This window comes from Bacteroidota bacterium, assembly GCA_016713925.1.
In the GTDB taxonomy this organism is placed as follows: domain Bacteria; phylum Bacteroidota; class Bacteroidia; order AKYH767-A; family OLB10; genus JAJTFW01.
This window is the reverse complement of record JADJOH010000002.1, coordinates 150,060-166,604: the sequence shown is the minus strand read 5'-3', so window position 1 is coordinate 166,604 and position 16,545 is coordinate 150,060. Positions and strand designations below refer to the sequence as shown.

10 protein-coding genes, 5 tRNA genes and 3 pseudogenes are annotated in these 16,545 nt (G+C 43.0%); all 18 read left to right on the top strand.

What is annotated here, in order from left to right:
* Positions 1 to 125: 125 nt before the first annotated feature.
* Positions 126 to 1,837 (top strand): annotated as a pseudogene (locus tag IPJ86_00785) (M3 family oligoendopeptidase).
* 155 nt (positions 1,838 to 1,992) lie between these two features.
* A complete protein-coding gene (locus IPJ86_00780) occupies positions 1,993 to 4,929 on the top strand; it encodes a PAS domain S-box protein (GenBank protein ID MBK7885872.1) in 2,937 nt (978 codons plus the stop codon).
* 136 nt (positions 4,930 to 5,065) lie between these two features.
* Positions 5,066 to 5,260: a 30S ribosomal protein S21 gene (locus tag IPJ86_00775; GenBank protein ID MBK7885871.1), complete on the top strand. Its 195-nt coding sequence runs from the start codon at positions 5,066 to 5,068 to the stop codon at positions 5,258 to 5,260.
* Positions 5,261 to 5,417: 157 nt separating this feature from the next.
* A complete protein-coding gene (locus IPJ86_00770) occupies positions 5,418 to 6,314 on the top strand; it encodes a tyrosine-type recombinase/integrase (protein ID MBK7885870.1) in 897 nt (298 codons plus the stop codon).
* A gap of 20 nt (positions 6,315 to 6,334) precedes the next feature.
* Positions 6,335 to 6,634, top strand: a complete 300-nt coding sequence (gene raiA, locus IPJ86_00765) for a ribosome-associated translation inhibitor RaiA (GenBank protein ID MBK7885869.1) — start codon at positions 6,335 to 6,337, stop codon at positions 6,632 to 6,634.
* Positions 6,635 to 6,885: 251 nt separating this feature from the next.
* A tRNA-Thr gene (locus tag IPJ86_00760) sits at positions 6,886 to 6,959 on the top strand.
* An 83-nt stretch (positions 6,960 to 7,042) separates the two neighbouring features.
* Positions 7,043 to 7,125, top strand: a tRNA-Tyr gene (locus IPJ86_00755).
* Between the two features lie 104 nt (positions 7,126 to 7,229).
* Positions 7,230 to 7,302 (top strand) — tRNA-Gly (locus tag IPJ86_00750).
* A gap of 241 nt (positions 7,303 to 7,543) precedes the next feature.
* Positions 7,544 to 7,616: transfer RNA gene (locus tag IPJ86_00745), tRNA-Thr, on the top strand.
* A 43-nt stretch (positions 7,617 to 7,659) separates the two neighbouring features.
* Positions 7,660 to 8,848, top strand: a pseudogene (gene tuf, locus IPJ86_00740) (elongation factor Tu).
* Between the two features lie 471 nt (positions 8,849 to 9,319).
* Positions 9,320 to 9,392 (top strand) — tRNA-Trp (locus IPJ86_00735).
* 39 nt (positions 9,393 to 9,431) lie between these two features.
* Positions 9,432 to 9,626 (top strand): annotated as a pseudogene (gene secE, locus IPJ86_00730) (preprotein translocase subunit SecE).
* Positions 9,627 to 9,637: 11 nt separating this feature from the next.
* A complete protein-coding gene (gene nusG, locus IPJ86_00725) occupies positions 9,638 to 10,195 on the top strand; it encodes a transcription termination/antitermination factor NusG (GenBank protein MBK7885868.1) in 558 nt (185 codons plus the stop codon).
* A gap of 96 nt (positions 10,196 to 10,291) precedes the next feature.
* The gene (gene rplK, locus IPJ86_00720) at positions 10,292 to 10,732 is read left to right on the top strand and encodes a 50S ribosomal protein L11 (GenBank protein MBK7885867.1); all 441 of its coding nucleotides are present in this window, start codon (positions 10,292 to 10,294) and stop codon (positions 10,730 to 10,732) included.
* 82 nt (positions 10,733 to 10,814) lie between these two features.
* Positions 10,815 to 11,510, top strand: coding sequence for a 50S ribosomal protein L1 (locus IPJ86_00715; GenBank protein MBK7885866.1), 696 nt, complete (start codon positions 10,815 to 10,817; stop codon positions 11,508 to 11,510).
* Positions 11,511 to 11,533: 23 nt separating this feature from the next.
* Positions 11,534 to 12,067 carry a 50S ribosomal protein L10 gene (locus IPJ86_00710; GenBank protein ID MBK7885865.1) on the top strand — a complete coding sequence of 178 codons (534 nt, stop codon included), beginning with the start codon at positions 11,534 to 11,536 and terminating at the stop codon, positions 12,065 to 12,067.
* An 87-nt stretch (positions 12,068 to 12,154) separates the two neighbouring features.
* A complete protein-coding gene (gene rplL, locus IPJ86_00705; GenBank protein MBK7885864.1) occupies positions 12,155 to 12,532 on the top strand; it encodes a 50S ribosomal protein L7/L12 in 378 nt (125 codons plus the stop codon).
* 123 nt (positions 12,533 to 12,655) lie between these two features.
* Positions 12,656 to 16,489: a DNA-directed RNA polymerase subunit beta gene (rpoB, locus tag IPJ86_00700; protein MBK7885863.1), complete on the top strand. Its 3,834-nt coding sequence runs from the start codon at positions 12,656 to 12,658 to the stop codon at positions 16,487 to 16,489.
* The last annotated feature ends 56 nt before the right edge of the window (positions 16,490 to 16,545 follow it).

Below are 16,545 nucleotides of genomic sequence, written 5' to 3'. Positions count from 1 at the left end.
CTTTTGTTTGCTCTAAAGCTTATAGAGCTGAGAGTATAAATGCCCATAAGGTATTTCATTGATGTTTTCTAAGGAATACAATTATCTTCGCATTGATTTATAAAACAGCCACAATGAATTCCACTATGAATACTATGTCCGTTGAACGAAGTTTTCTTCCCGCTAAAATAGAGGTGAGCAATTGGGATCAGATTCAGTCTTATTTTGATCAACTTTTACAGAGGAATATTGATCAGCCGGATGATTTGAGAACCTGGTTGCAGAACCGCAGTGAATTGGAAGCATTTCTGCAGGAAGATATGGGATGGAGATATATCCGGATGAGTTGTGATACAGTCAATGAAGAATATGCCAGGGCTTTTAATTTTTTTGTCGGGGAGATACAACCCCGTATTGCTCCTCTGAGCCAGCAACTGACCTGAAATTACTTCAAAGTCCGGCTTTGCCACTGTTGAAAGGAAGGTCTTATGAGATCATGCTGCGTCAAATTAGAAAAAGAGTAGAGATTTTTAGAGAAGAGAATGTGCCCTTGCTGGCAGATTTGCAACAACAGGAGCAGGAATTTTCTGCCATCACCGGAGCAATGACCATCATGGTGGATGATAAGGAAATTACCCTTCAGCAAGCAGCTAATTTTCTTGAAAGAGATGATCGCGTAAAGCGGGAGGAAATTTATAAGAAAATTTATACACGCCGGCTTCAGGATAAAGATAAACTGGACGGGTTGATGAATGATTTGATTGCTAAGAGAAATGCGATTGCTAAGAATGCAGGCTTCTCTGATTACCGCGATTATATGTTTGCCAACCTGGGTCGTTTTGACTACACCAGCGATGACTGTTTGAAGTTTCATCAGGCAGTAGCCACTTGCCTCGTGCCGTTGAATGAAGCAATAGAAGACCTGCACAGAAAGGACTTAAAACTGGAGGTATTGAAACCCTGGGATACTGCCGCCGCACCTCCCGGACAATCTCCCCTTGTGCCTTCTTCTTCTGCAGCGGAACTAATGGATAAAGCGATTGCCTGCTTCGAGGAAATTGATCCGTATCTCGGTCAGTGTATGAGAGAAATGAAGGAGGCAAAACGTCTCGATCTCGATTCAAGGAAAGGGAAGGCTCCGGGTGGTTATAATTATCCGCTTTATGAAACCGGACTGCCTTTTATCTTCATGAATTCAACCAATACGCTTCGTGATCTGGTGACTATTGTTCATGAAGGTGGTCATGCCGTGCAATCCATTCTCGATAAACCCCTCGAACTGGTCGATTTTAAAAATATTCCCAGTGAAGTGGCTGAGCTGGCGTCGATGTCGATGGAGTTAATTTCAATGGAACACTGGCATCACTTTTTTGAAAATCCGGAAGACCTCAAAAAAGCAAAAAGAAAACACCTCGAAGATGTACTGAAAGGTTTACCCTGGATCGCTTGTGTGGATGCCTTTCAGCATTGGATATACACACATCAGCAACATAACGCTGAGCAGAGAAGTGAAGCATGGGTAAATACTTTCCGTCGATTTTCAGGAGAGGTGGTCGATTGGAAAGGCCAGGAGCATATCCGTGCAATTTTATGGCAGAAACAATTGCATATTTTCGAAGTACCCTTCTATTATATTGAGTATGGATTTGCACAATTAGGTGCAATCGCCATGTGGAGAAATTATCGGGCAAACCCATCAGAAACGATAAAGAATTATCTGGAAGCTTTGAAGATGGGTTATACCTCTTCGATTGGTGAAATTTATGACCGGGCAGGAGTGAAGTTCGATTTTTCAGAGACGTATATTCATGAACTGAGTGAATTCGTCAAAGAAGAATGGAGAAAATTGGCAGATTGAACGAAAGAGGATTTAGATCTTTATAATGTGACTAAATAGTGATTAATGTTTTAGTGTTTAAATTAGGAGATTGATATTCAAAGAATTATACTTTTCCAAAAGTGAAACTTTTTTGAATGATTTTCGAATAAGAAATGATATAGAAGTGTGAATACATGAGCCCCGATTATTTTTTAGCCATAGTTTTGATTGCCGGTAGCACTTTGTTGCTGTTAGTGATCGTGCTCTGGTTTAAATTGGGCAGATCCAACAAAAAGGAAAAGGAAGAAATTTCATTCAATACACTTTTTGATCAGCAACCTGAAGCCTGGTTAATTATTGATGGGATAACGCTTCGAACGATCAAGGCCAATCAAAAGGCGATGAATCTTTTTGGCATTTTCCGGGAGCAGTTTCTGAATAAGCTCAGTTTCGATAAGCTTTTTGAAGAAGAGCTTTCAGAGGATGAGGTTTCATTGCTACTGAATGCAATTGACAATAATACTTTCGTGAATAAAACCCTTGTTTGCAGAAGTCTGAGTGGTAGAAATTTCAAAATGTCTGTCAGTATCAACAGGGTGAGCGAAGGGAATTTATTTTGCAGATTTATGGAACCGCTGGTGATGGCCATACCCATGCAACATCAGGTGGAAACAGCTGCGATTGAAACTACCCAAAAGTTGCAGATGAATGTTCCGGAAATCATTACAGCACCGGAGTCTGCTTCGTTGACAGAGAATAATAAACGTGAGTTTTCGGATTTGCCGGAGATGGGCTTATCTGTTCAACATCTTTCTTCTGCTACTGAGGCGATTGCTTTTGTTCATGCTGATCAAAGCATAATGGAATCGAATGAGGCGTTTTCCCTTCTTACCGGTTACAGCATTGAGGAATTAAAAACGCTGGGTTTCGATCAGCTTATCCATCCATCTCAGTCGATGTTGCATGAAGATTGGTTTGCAGGCCTTGCCGATGGAAGGAATAATGTTTCACGTACGGAGAGGATTATCATTCGCAAGGATGGTAAGCCTGCATCACTGGAATTATTGGCTGCAGGAATGCCTTCTCGTCAGTCAGTGATTATTACGGCTATTGATAACAGCAGCGCACGTGAAGCCCAACAGGTATTGATGCGAAACCGCGAAAACCTGCGGGCATTGGTAGAAAATACCGGAGAGACTGTTTTTTCACTCGATGCATTGGGCAAGATAACGGTGCTGAATAGCCGCTATAAGGATTTGTTTTTCCTGAACCGGGCTGTTCATCTCACAGAGGGTATGCTGTTTGAGGAACAACTTCCACAGGAAGAAAGAAAGGTTTTCCGGGAGCGGTTCAGGTCTGTTTTACAAGGGAAAACCTTAAATTACAGAGAAGATTTTAAGAATGAATCCGGACTCACTCAGGTGTATGAAGCCTTGCTCTATCCGGTGCGGGATGAGGAAGGGTTGATAACGGGTATCACCTATGCCGGAAGGGATATCACCGAACGGCTGAAGCAGGAAGAAGCTTTGCGGGAGGCGAGGGATAATGCCGAACAGGCTACGCTGGCGAAGTCGGAGTTTTTAGCTGTGATGAGCCATGAAATCCGGACACCATTGAATGGTCTGATCGGTATTTCTGAGTTGCTTAACAATACGCATCTGGATCATCAGCAAAAGGAGTTTGTGGATATTATTCGGCTCAGTGGTGAAGCATTGTTGCAGGTGATTTCTGATATTCTTGATTTTTCAAAGATCGAAGCCAATAAGATGCAGTTGGAAATCGCTCCTTTTCATGTGGAGGATGTGGCAAAAGAAACGATGACGATTTTATCCGGTAAGGCGAAGGAGAAGGGGATAGACTTGAAGATAGAATTGGCGGAAGGTTTGCCTGCCGTCATTTATGGGGATAAAGCCCGACTCCGGCAGGTCTTGATGAATCTTGTCGGGAATTCTTTAAAATTTACAGAGAAGGGTAGTGTAAGCATTTTGATTAAGAAATCAGAGGAAACAGAAGACCGGCAAGTGATTGAATTTGCAGTGAAAGATACCGGTGTGGGCATTGAAGCAGATCAGGCGGAGAATCTTTTCACTGCATTTACGCAGGCCGATCCATCTACTTATAGAAAGTATGGGGGTACAGGTCTTGGCTTAACCATATGTAAAACCCTTGTTAATTTAATGGGTGGTGAAATATGGGTGGAGAGCCGTCCGGGAGAAGGAAGCACGTTTTATTTTAATATCAGTTCAGCGATCGCCACAAAGCCTGTTGAAATTGAAACGGCGAAAGCGCAGGCATTACCAATGCCGAAATCGGCTTTCAGTGAATCAACTGCAGATTTCGCTTTGAAATACCCTGCCCGAATTCTATTGGTAGATGATAACGATATCAACCGGCTTCTTGCCCGAAAATTATTTGAGCGATTGGGATATTCCATAGAGTCAGTAGCAGATGGAAAGAAGGCTTATGATTTGATTAAGGAGAAAGATTTTGATCTGGTATTTATGGATGTACAAATGCCAGAATGGGATGGCCTCTACGCCACCCGGATGATCAGAGCGGATATTTCTCCTGTACGTCAACCCGTCATCATTGCCATGACCGCTTTTGCGGGTAAGGATGATAAGGATGCCTGTAAAGAAGCAGGGATGGATGATTATGTATCCAAACCAATCATTTTGGACGATATGGAACAAATGTTATTAAAGTGGACCCCGGATAAAATTCAGGAAATGAAACAGAAAACAGAACAAGTTAAAACATCAGTAAAAAGTACTGAAAAGGAATTGCTGGATACAACATCCATTCAACGTCTTTTAAAAATCGGTGAACAAACAGATCCCGGCTTTCTGCAGCAAGTACTGGAGATGTTTATGAAGCAGGCACCCGAGAATATTGGTGAGATTTGTAATTTCCTTGACAGAGGGGATTTTACCGGAATGTGGAAAACTGCACATAAACTGAAAGGAACGAGTTTGAATATCGGTGCCGCACGTATGGCCGAAGTGTGTAAAGAGATCGAGAAAAAGGGGAGAAATCTTGAAACGAATGGTTTACAAGGGCTATGCATGCAACTGGAAAGTGATTATGAGTTAACTTTAGTTGAACTGAAAAAGATGTTTCAATATAATTAGTTTATAAATCTATTTGTCTTATAATCAAATCATTAATTCCGTTATTGTCTTTTTTTGAAAAGAGACGAAAAATTCGAAAAATCTATTGTTTTAACCAAAACCATATGTATCTTTGCAACCCACTTATAAAATTATCATGATCATCGTTCCAATCAAAGAAAACGAAACAATCGACAAGGCGCTTAAAAAGTACAAGAAGAAGTTTGAGAAAACCGGTACTGTAAAGCAATTGCGTGCACGTCAGGCATTTGAGAAGCCTTCTATTACACGTCGTACGGAAATTAAAAAGGCGATTTACAAGAATCATCTGCAAGCTGCGGTAGAGGTTTAATACCCCTTCTTACCATCCTTATATTAGTTGATCCGGGTTTCAAACGAGCCCGGATTTTTATTTTTTCAATTTTCAGATTTTTGAATCCGTTTAGATGTATCTTTAGCATACAATAAATTTGATTTTTCGAGTTTAAATAGAAAGTAACCTCGTTAATGTGACCGACCACGAACGTTTTATTAATTATTTGCGCTTTGAAAAGCGTTCTTCAGAGCATACTGTCATTGCTTATGAAAACGATTTAAAGCAATATGCTGATTATCTCGGTATCCAATATCAGCTCATCGACCTCACTCAATCCAGTCATTTTATTATTCGATCCTGGATCGTTTCACTCATGGAAGCTGGTCTGGATCCGCGGTCTGTGAATAGAAAAATTACCACTCTGCGGACATTCTATCGGTTTATGGTGAAGACCGGTCGTCTGGAGCGAAGTCCGATGATTAAAGTAATGGCTCCTAAAACAAAGAAGAAATTACCGGAATATGTAGATGAGCCACGCATGGCAAAGCTTTTCGACTTAGATGCTCAACTGGAAGCTGGTTTCGAGAATCTGCGAAATCTGCTCATCATGGATTTTTTTTACAGAACCGGCGTGCGTCTCTCTGAATTGATCGGGTTAAAAGTAAGTGATGTGAATCTCTATAATTTGACTATAACGGTGCTGGGTAAGAGAAATAAGATCCGACAAATTCCCATCACAAATAATTTCAGGCAAATCCTTACTGAATATCTGGAAGAGCGACAGAAATTTATGCTCGAACACCATACAGATCACCCTTATTTCTTCGTCGAAAATAAAGGTAACCAAATGTATCCCGGATTCGTTTACCGACTGGTGAAAAGCAGCATCAGCCGAGTTTCTACAGGTGAAAAAAGAAGTCCGCATGTTTTAAGGCATAGTTTTGCTACAGCCATGCTCAATCACGGTGCCGATATCAATGCCATTAAAGAACTTCTTGGTCATAGTAGTCTCGCCGCCACACAGGTGTACACCCATAATTCCATAGAAAAACTGAAGGAAATTTATAAACAAGCCTTCCCCAAAGCATAACTCATTAAAAACTAAAAATTATGAAAGTGAAAGTTCAATCCATCCATTTTACTGCCGATCGGAAACTCCTGCAATTCGTAGAAGAAAAAGTGGACAAGCTGACGCAGTTTTATGAAGCGATTATTGAAAGCGAAGTCTACTTGCGACTGGATAAATCGGACGATAAAGGCAATAAGATTGCAGAAATTAAAATATCAGCCCCGGGAAAAACGATGTTTGCCCGTGAACAATGTAAAACATTTGAAGAAGCTACGGATAATGCTGTGGAAGCACTTCGAAAGCAAATTACAAAGCATAAAGAAAAGCAAAGAGGAAGTTGATTCCTTTTCCATATAGAAACGAAAAGCCTGCTTATTTAAGCGGGCTTTTAAATTTTCATTAAGAGGTCTGAAATAGGGCATGTTTAACTTTTATCCCCGCTATCTTTTACCGGAAAGGCAGGGGAAGAGTAAAAAAGCATTTTTTTTCAATTCTTTTCAATAATTTAAGTGCTTCCGCTTGTTTGAAATAAAGAATTTACTAAATTTGCAGTCCCATTTTGGGGATTGTCTTGTAGTGAATTGATATTCAAGCCGATGTAGCTCAGCTGGTCAGAGCTACTGATTTGTAATCAGTAGGTCGGGGGTTCGAATCCCTCCATCGGCTCAAGTTTGAATCGTCTGGGTGGAGTTGAAAAATCTCCTTCCGGTGAAAAGGACACCTCAGGGTCCGGGGTGTTTGTGATGATCGGGGAGATAGCCAAGTGGCCAACGGCAACAGACTGTAAATCTGTCCTCTTCGGAGTTCGAAGGTTCGAATCCTTCTCTCCCCACAAGGTTCTTTGAAGTAGAAAATTCGTCTTCCGTCCCCACATCTGCGGAAGAGACACTCCCTGAAAAGCCGGATTATTGGCTTTGAAAAGAGGATCAGAAATAAGCGGAAGTAGCTCATTTGGTAGAGCATCAGCCTTCCAAGCTGAGGGTAGCGAGTTCGAGCCTCGTCTTCCGCTCAATTAAGAGAAAAAGTGCAGCGAAAGCTAAACGAGTAGGGATAAAAGCTGAAATAACCGGTTTGCCGGAGAAAATCAGCAGAAGTTAAAAGAATTTAAATGTGATGCCTGAGGCATTGTATTAATTTGTAACTTCACGCCCCGTAAAAATCAGATTGCCGGCGGGTCGGAAAGGCGGATAAAACCCTGAACAGAGGAAATTAACCCCGAGGAAAGGAATCAACAACGTTCTTTAATACCCGCCAATGTAGCTCAGTCGGTAGAGCACATCCATGGTAAGGATGAGGTCACCAGTTCGATTCTGGTCATTGGCTCAATTAAAATTAACATTAACACAATAAATAACACCTTCATAAAATGGCTAAAGAGAAATTTGATCGTTCCAAGCCACACGTAAACATTGGAACCATTGGTCACGTTGACCACGGTAAGACCACTCTTACTGCTGCAATTACAAACGTGCTGTCACAGCAAGGTTTGGCCGAGAAGAGGGATTTCTCCTCTATCGATAACGCTCCAGAAGAAAAAGAGCGTGGTATCACCATTAATACTGCACACGTCGAATATCAGACCATGAACCGTCACTATGCGCACGTCGACTGTCCAGGTCACGCCGACTACGTGAAGAACATGGTTACAGGTGCTGCCCAGATGGATGGAGCCATTCTTGTGGTTGCTGCAACTGACGGTCCTATGCCTCAGACTCGCGAGCATATCCTGCTGGCGCGCCAGGTAGGTGTTCCTAAAATTGTGGTGTTCATGAACAAAGTAGATGCGGTTGACGATCCTGAATTGTTAGACCTCGTTGAAATGGAAATCCGTGAACTGCTTTCGTTCTATGATTATGATGGTGATAATACACCTATCATTCGTGGTTCGGCTTTGGGTGGATTGAATCTGGATGCGAATTGGGTACCAAAAATTATGGAACTCATGGAAGCAGTAGATACTTTCATTCCGCTGCCTCCGCGTGAAGTTGACAAACCATTCCTGATGCCGATCGAGGACGTGTTCTCTATCACAGGTCGTGGTACTGTTGCTACAGGTCGTATCGAGCGTGGTGTTATCAACTCTAATGATTCCGTTGAAATCATCGGTATGCAATCTGGAGAAATTGACTTCTACTGTTACAGGTGTGGAGATGTTCCGTAAGATTCTTGACCGTGGTGAAGCCGGTGATAACGTGGGTTTGCTCCTGCGTGGTATCGAGAAAACCGATATCCGTCGCGGAATGGTAATCGCTAAACCCGGTTCTATTAAGCCTCATGCTAAATTCAAAGCGGAAATCTATGTATTGAAGAAGGAAGAAGGTGGTCGTCACACTCCTTTCCACAATAAATACCGCCCTCAATTCTACTTCCGTACAACTGACGTAACCGGTGAAATCACACTTCCTGAAGGACGTGAGATGGTAATGCCGGGCGATAACGTAACGATCACTGTTGAATTGATTCAACCGATCGCTATGGATAAAGGTCTCCGTTTCGCTATCCGCGAAGGTGGACGTACCGTTGGTGCCGGTCAGGTAACTGAAATTCTCGAATAGTAGAGTATAAAATTGACAGGTGTTCGTCCCGGCCATACGGTTGGGACGCACCTGTTTATAAAGTTTAAGGTTTAAAGTTCAAGGTTCAAGGTTTAAAGTTCAAGGTTCAAGGTTTAAAGTTCAAGGTTTAAGGTTTAAAGTTTGAGGTTTAAGGTTTAAAGTTTGAGGTTTAAAGTTCGAGGTTTGAGGTTTAAAGTTCAGGGTTTAAAGTCCAAGGTTTAAGGTTTAAGGTTCTAAGTTTATAGGAATAGTTGAATGAATGAATTTTGGTGTAAAACCCAATGCATAAACTTCGAAAGCCAATTCTCAAAACCGGAATCCTAAAAGCCGAAAACCAATTGCCAAAGCAAACTGCCGGTAGCCGGTAGCTGGAAGCTGGTAGCCCCAAAGCAAGCAGCGAGAAGCAAGAAGCAAGTAGCCAGCAGCAAGCAGCCGGAAGGCGGATAAAAATAAATAAACACCATATCAATTACGGGTGTAGCTCAATTGGTAGAGTAGTGGTCTCCAAAACCATTGGCTGGGAGTTCGAGTCTCTCCACCCGTGCACATTAAAACAGTAAAGATTACTTATCACATTGTCATCATGGAAAAGATCAAATTATATATTCAGGATTCTTACAACGAACTGATGAATAAGGTTTCATGGCCTACCTAGAATGAATTGCAGAGTAGTGCCATAGTGGTGCTTGTCGCCACGCTGATATTTGGCTTTGTGATTTTCTTTATTGATTTTCTGTTCCAGGGAGCATTGAATGTTGTTTATAATCTCTTCGCTTAACTCATTAAGTCATGACAGAGACGACAACCGGCAATAAGAAATGGTATGTCATCCGTGCCATCAGCGGAAAGGAGAAAAAGGTAAAACAATATATCGAAAGTGAAATTGTTCGTACCGGCCTTCAGGACTATGTATCACAGGTGCTCATACCCATGGAGAAGTTTTACCAGATAAAAGATGGTAAAAAAGTAAGTAAGGAAAGAGCCCATCTTCCGGGTTATGTATTGATAGAAGCAGATCTGATAGGTGAAATTCCACATATCATTCAAAATACTACCGGTGTAATCGGATTCCTTGGCCCAAAAGGCGAAGCTCCAACACCACTCCGGCAAACGGAAGTGAACAGAATTCTCGGAAAAGTGGATGAACTCCACGATAGTGAAGAGGTAATCAACATACCTTTTGTAGTGGGTGAAACGGTGAAAGTGACCGACGGACCCTTTAACAGTTTCTCAGGAGTGATTGAAGAAGTGAACGAAGAGAAAAAGAAACTGAAAGTGATGGTGAAAATCTTCGGGCGTAAAACACCGCTTGAATTAAGTTACATGCAAGTAGAAAAAGAATCGTAAACTGATTGTCTGAAGTCATTGCCGGTTAGCTTCCACTCCGGCGCTGATGAATCTTCTCCTCTAAGACATAGGTACCGAGTAATAAAAACAGAACTAATGGCAAAAGAAATAGGCGCACTGATCAAATTACAGGTGAAAGGCGGCGCTGCAAATCCTGCACCACCAATCGGACCGGCTCTCGGTGCGAAAGGGGTTAATATCATGGAGTTCTGCAAGCAGTTCAACGGACGCACGCAGGACAAAGCAGGGCAGATACTGCCGGTAATTATCACTGTATACACGGATAAGTCATTTGACTTTATCATCAAAACCCCTCCAGCATTCATACAGCTGATGGAGGTGGCTAAAATTCAAAAAGGTTCAGCTGAATCTAACCGTAAAAAAGTTGGAACTGTAACCTGGGATCAGGTCCGTACCATTGCCGAAGGGAAAATGGTTGACATGAACTGCTTCACTATCGAATCTGCTATGAAAATGATTGCAGGATCGGCACGTAGTGCAGGTATTAATGTAGAAGGAACCGCTCCCTGGGAGTAGTAAGTCTGATCGCGGTACCGGGAATCGCTAGCTGCTTCCCGTGATCCGGTACCAAAACAATTAATAAACTCAGAATCACCAAATGGCTAAGTTAACGAAGAACCAAAAGGTAGCTTATGCGAAAGTAGACGCTGACAAAGCCTACAACCTGCAAGATGCCACCAAACTTGTGAAGCAAGTATCCTTCACCAAGTTTGATGAATCAGTTGACCTGAGTGTACGACTGGGAGTAGATCCGCGTAAAGCCAATCAAATGGTACGTGGTATCGTTACCCTGCCACACGGAACCGGTAAAACCGTTCGCGTGTTGGTATTGTGCACTCCTGACAAAGAGCAGGAAGCTCGTGATGCCGGCGCTGACCATGTGGGTCTTGATGATTACATCCAGAAAATCGAAGGCGGTTGGACAGATGTGGATATCGTGATCACCATGCCAGGCGTAATGGCAAAAGTGGGTAAACTGGGTAAAATCCTGGGCCCCCGAAATCTCATGCCTAACCCTAAAACCGGTACCGTTACAAACGATGTCGGCAAAGCGGTTAAGGAAGTGAAAGCGGGTAAAATCGACTTCAAAGTAGATAAAACCGGAATCATCCATGCCTCTATCGGCAAGGTGTCTTTCGATGCTGCTAAGTTGTACGATAACGCTCATGAATTGCTTCAGACCATCGTAAAGCTCAAACCATCTGCCGCAAAAGGAACTTACCTCAGAAGTATTTCCTTAAGCAGTACGATGAGCCCGGGCATTCGCATTGATGCGAAAAATGTTGCCGGGTAAAACATCTAACACGAATTCGTCACATGACAAGAGAAGAAAAAAACAAGATCATCGATGAATTGGTGGGAACACTGAGTCAATACAGTAATTTTTATATCACCGATATAGAAACCCTGAACTCAGAAAAAACCTCCAAGCTGCGTCGTCATTGCTTTAATAAGCAAGTGCAGCTGAAGGTGGCAAAAAATTCTCTGATTAAAAAAGCATTGGAAAAGATCGAAGGCGATTTCAGCCAGTTGATCCCTACACTGAAAGGTTCATCCGCTATCATGGCATCTGAATCAGCCAGTCTTCCTGCTAAAATGATCAAGGATTTCCGCAAAGAAAGCGGTAAAGATGCCACTAAACCTGCATTGAAGAGCGCTTATATCGACGGTGGAATTTACGTTGGCGACAATCAGCTCGATGCACTCGCATCACTGAAGTCCAAAAACGAACTCATCGGCGATGTTATCGGACTCCTTCAGTCACCTGCAAAATCTGTTATCTCCGGCCTCAAAGGTCAGGGTGCAAAGATTGCCGGTATCCTCAAAACCCTGGAAGAGCGTGCCGCTTAAGCCGAAGGGCATAACAGCTACGTGGGAAAAATTCCAAAAGTATTCATCAAAAAAAATCATCAAGTAACTCCTTAAAAAATCAATAAAATGGCAGATTTGAAAGCATTCGCTGAACAACTCGTAAATCTTACAGTGAAAGAAGTTCAGGAACTTGCAACTATCCTGAAAGACGAATATGGTATTGAACCCGCTGCTGCAGCTGTTGCAGTTGCTGCTCCCGGAGCAGGTGGTGGTGCCGAAGTCGCTGAAGAAAAAACATCTTTTGATGTGATTCTGAAAGCTGCAGGTGCAAATAAACTTGCAATCGTGAAATTGGTAAAAGACCTTACCGGTCTTGGACTGAAAGAAGCAAAAGACCTCGTTGATGGCGCACCAAAACCAGTAAAAGAAGGTGTATCTAAAGACGAAGCCAATGCATTGAAGCAACAGCTTTCAGATGCAGGAGCGGAAGTTGAAGTCAAATAATTGACTCTCAGTCTTCTAATAGACCTGTTCCACCCGTTCGGTGGAACAGGTCTTTCCCATTTTCTAAACACCTCGCAAGAGGGTTCCGAACGGTTGTTAATTAACAATTAAAACTCCTTCGCCTTGACTACGAAAACAAGTCTCTCTTCAGAGAAGTCAGTAACCAACCGAGTTAATTTCAGTAAAAACAAACACAGGATTGAATACCCTGATTTTCTTGAAATCCAATTGAAATCATTCAAGGATTTCTTCCAGCTGGAAACAACAGCTGATAACCGCACCGAAGAAGGGCTTTATAAGGTGTTCAGCGAGAATTTCCCGATCACCGACTCCCGAAATAATTTCGTGCTGGAGTTCCTCGATTATTTCGTGGATCCTCCCCGTTATGCCCTCGATGAATGTATCGAACGTGGCTTGACTTACAGCGTTCCGCTGAAAGCGAAACTGAAACTCTATTGTACAGATCCTGAACATGAGGATTTTGAAACAATTGTGCAGGACGTTTACCTCGGTACTATTCCCTACATGACACCGAAAGGTACATTCGTGATCAATGGTGCAGAGCGTGTAGTGGTTTCCCAGCTTCACCGTTCACCCGGTGTGTTCTTCGGACAAAGCCGTCATGCCAATGGTACTAAATTGTACTCCGCACGTGTGATTCCTTTCAAAGGTTCATGGATCGAATTTGCGACAGACATCAACAATGTGATGTATGCGTATATCGACAGAAAAAAGAAATTCCCCGTTACCACCTTGCTGCGTGCAATCGGTTATCAAACGGATAAAGATATCCTCGAGCTTTTTGGTCTCGCGGATGAAGTGAAAGTAAGTAAGGCCGGTCTCAAAAAAGTAGTGGGTCGTAAACTGGCCGCTCGTGTTTTGAAGAGCTGGCTGGAAGACTTCGTAGATGAAGATACCGGTGAAGTAGTTTCCATCGAAAGGAATGAAGTGATCCTCGAAAGAGAAACCATTCTGGAAGATGATCATATCGATATGATCGTTGATGCGAGTGTAAAATCGGTTATCCTGCACAAGGAAGATGCGAACACCAACGATTATGCGATCATCTACAACACCCTTCAGAAAGATACTTCAAACTCTGAGAAGGAAGCCGTAGAACATATCTATCGTCAGCTGAGAAATGCCGAGCCACCCGATGAAGAAACAGCGCGTGGTATCATCGACAAGCTCTTTTTCTCCGATAAGCGGTATGACCTCGGACAAGTAGGTCGTTTCCGACTGAACCGTAAATTGAATTTAAATACAGCGATTGATACGAAGGTGTTGACGAAAGAAGACATCATCGCGATCATTAAATATCTCATTGAACTGATCAATGCGAAAACAATTGTAGATGATATCGATCACTTGAGTAATCGTCGTGTTCGTACTGTCGGTGAGCAATTGTATTCTCAGTTTGGTGTTGGTCTTGCCCGTATGGCACGTACCATTCGTGAGCGGATGAACGTTCGTGACAATGAAGTGTTCACGCCTGCTGATCTGATCAATGCGAAAACATTAAGTAGTGTTATTAACTCCTTCTTCGGTACGAATCAGCTGAGCCAGTTCATGGATCAGACGAATCCGCTCGCAGAAATCACCCACAAGCGCCGTCTTTCGGCCCTGGGACCCGGTGGTCTTTCCCGTGAGCGTGCAGGTTTTGAAGTACGTGACGTTCACTATACCCACTACGGCAGATTGTGTACCATCGAAACACCGGAAGGACCGAATATCGGTTTGATTTCTTCCCTCTGTGTGTATGCGAAAATTAATAACCTCGGATTTATCTCCACACCGTATCGCCCTGTGAACACAGGTAAAGTGGATACAAGTGGTGACAATATCATTTACCTGACTGCTGAAGAAGAAGATTCGAAAGTAATTGCTCAGGCGAATGCTCCTGTTGATGAAGCCGGAAACTTTACCGGAGGGCGTATCAAAGCGCGTTTCGAAGGAGATTTCCCGATCGTTGAACCGGAAGAATTACACCTGATTGACGTTGCTCCAAATCAGATTGCCTCTATCGCCGCTTCACTCATTCCGTTCCTTGAACATGATGATGCGAACCGTGCCCTGATGGGATCAAACATGCAACGCCAGGCAGTTCCATTGCTTCGTCCACAAGCTCCGATTGTAGGAACCGGTCTGGAAGGACATGTGGTACGCGATAGCCGTGTATTGATCAACTCTGATTACGCCGGAGTAGTGGAGTATGTGGATGCGAATGAAATTCATGTGCGTAATTTCAGAAACGAAGACGAGAAACTCATCAGTTTTGATGACGATGTACGTATTTATAAACTCACCAAGTTTCAGAAAACCAATCAGAATACCTGTATCAACTTAAAGCCGATTGTAAGGAAAGGCGATAAGGTGAAACAACATCAGGTACTCTGTGAAGGATATGCAACACAAGGCGGAGAACTGGCGCTCGGACGTAACCTCAAGGTGGCATTCATGCCGTGGAAAGGGTACAACTTCGAGGATGCTATCGTGATTTCTGAGCGTGTGGTGCGTGAAGATATCTTCACCTCCATTCACGTGGATGAATACAGTCTGGAAGTACGTGATACCAAACGCGGACTGGAAGAGTTAACTGCGGATATCCCTAACGTGAGTGAAGAAGCGACACGTGAACTCGATGAACATGGACTTATCCGTGTAGGTGCTGAAGTAGGTGAAGGAGATATCCTCATCGGAAAAATCACTCCGAAAGGCGAAACAGATCCTTCTCCTGAAGAGAAACTGCTTCGTGCCATCTTCGGTGATAAAGCCGGTGATGTGAAGGATGCTTCGCTGAAAGTACCACCATCAGTAAAAGGTGTCGTTATTGATAAAAAATTATTCTCACGTGCGATTAAAGATAAGCGCAGCCGTGATGAAGAGAAAAATATCGTTGCCCGTTTTGATGCAGAACAGGACAAAGACCTGGCTGAATTGAAAGTGCAGTTGGTAGATAAGTTGTTTGTTCTTGTTAGCGGAAAAACATCGCAAGGTGTCATCAACGCCTACAAAGAAGTGGTGATTCCAAAAGGATCGAAGTTTACGCAGAAGATGTTGGTGGATATTGATTACAATAACATCAATCCGACCAAGTGGACAACGGATAAAGAGAAGAATGAGCAAATCACTCGTCTGCTGACGAACTATAACGTGAAGGCGAATGAAGTCATTGCTTCGTACAAGCGGAAGAAATTCCAGGTACAGATTGGTGATGAATTACCAACCGGTATCATGCAACTTGCAAAAGTTTACATCGCTAAAAAGCGTAAGCTGAAAGTAGGTGATAAGATGGCAGGACGTCACGGAAATAAAGGGATTGTTGCACGTATTGTTCGTGATGAAGATATGCCTTATCTCGATGACGGTACTCCTGTTGATATCGTGTTGAATCCATTGGGTGTACCATCAAGGATGAACCTCGGACAGATTTATGAAACTGTATTGGCCTGGGCAGGTGAAAAGCTGGGTGTGAAGTTCGCTACTCCGATTTTTGACGGAGCAACCCTCGCTGAAATCGATCATTATGTGACGAAGGCGGGCTTGCCGAAATTCGGATCATCGTATTTATGGGATGGTGGAACAGGAGATCGCTTCCATCAGCCGGCAACCGTAGGTATCATCTATATGCTGAAACTCGGACATATGGTGGATGATAAGATGCATGCCCGTTCTATAGGACCTTATTCATTAATTACGCAACAACCGCTCGGTGGTAAAGCACAGTTCGGAGGTCAGCGTTTTGGTGAGATGGAGGTTTGGGCCATTGAAGCCTTTGGTGCAGCCAATATCCTGCAGGAATTACTGACAGTGAAATCGGATGATGTAATGGGTCGTGCGAAAGCATACGAAGCGATTGTTAAAGGTGACAATATGCCGACTCCCGGAATTCCGGAATCCTTCAATGTATTACTGCACGAATTACAAGGTCTCTGTCTCAAAGTTACCTTAGACTAACAGCAGGGAATTATTCACTTATTAATTATCACCGACTAACGTTTACGTTATACCGA

Bases quoted from the DNA above. Each gene is read 5' to 3' on its own strand.
- IPJ86_00780 (MBK7885872.1), top strand. From the start codon at position 1,993: ATGAGCCCCGATTATTTTTTAGCCATAGTTTTGATTGCCGGTAGCACT.
- IPJ86_00775 (MBK7885871.1), top strand. From the start codon at position 5,066: ATGATCATCGTTCCAATCAAAGAAAACGAAACAATCGACAAGGCGCTT.
- raiA (MBK7885869.1), top strand. From the start codon at position 6,335: ATGAAAGTGAAAGTTCAATCCATCCATTTTACTGCCGATCGGAAACTC.
- nusG (MBK7885868.1), top strand. From the start codon at position 9,638: ATGACAGAGACGACAACCGGCAATAAGAAATGGTATGTCATCCGTGCC.
- rplK (MBK7885867.1), top strand. From the start codon at position 10,292: ATGGCAAAAGAAATAGGCGCACTGATCAAATTACAGGTGAAAGGCGGC.
- IPJ86_00715 (MBK7885866.1), top strand. From the start codon at position 10,815: ATGGCTAAGTTAACGAAGAACCAAAAGGTAGCTTATGCGAAAGTAGAC.
- IPJ86_00710 (MBK7885865.1), top strand. From the start codon at position 11,534: ATGACAAGAGAAGAAAAAAACAAGATCATCGATGAATTGGTGGGAACA.
- rplL (MBK7885864.1), top strand. From the start codon at position 12,155: ATGGCAGATTTGAAAGCATTCGCTGAACAACTCGTAAATCTTACAGTG.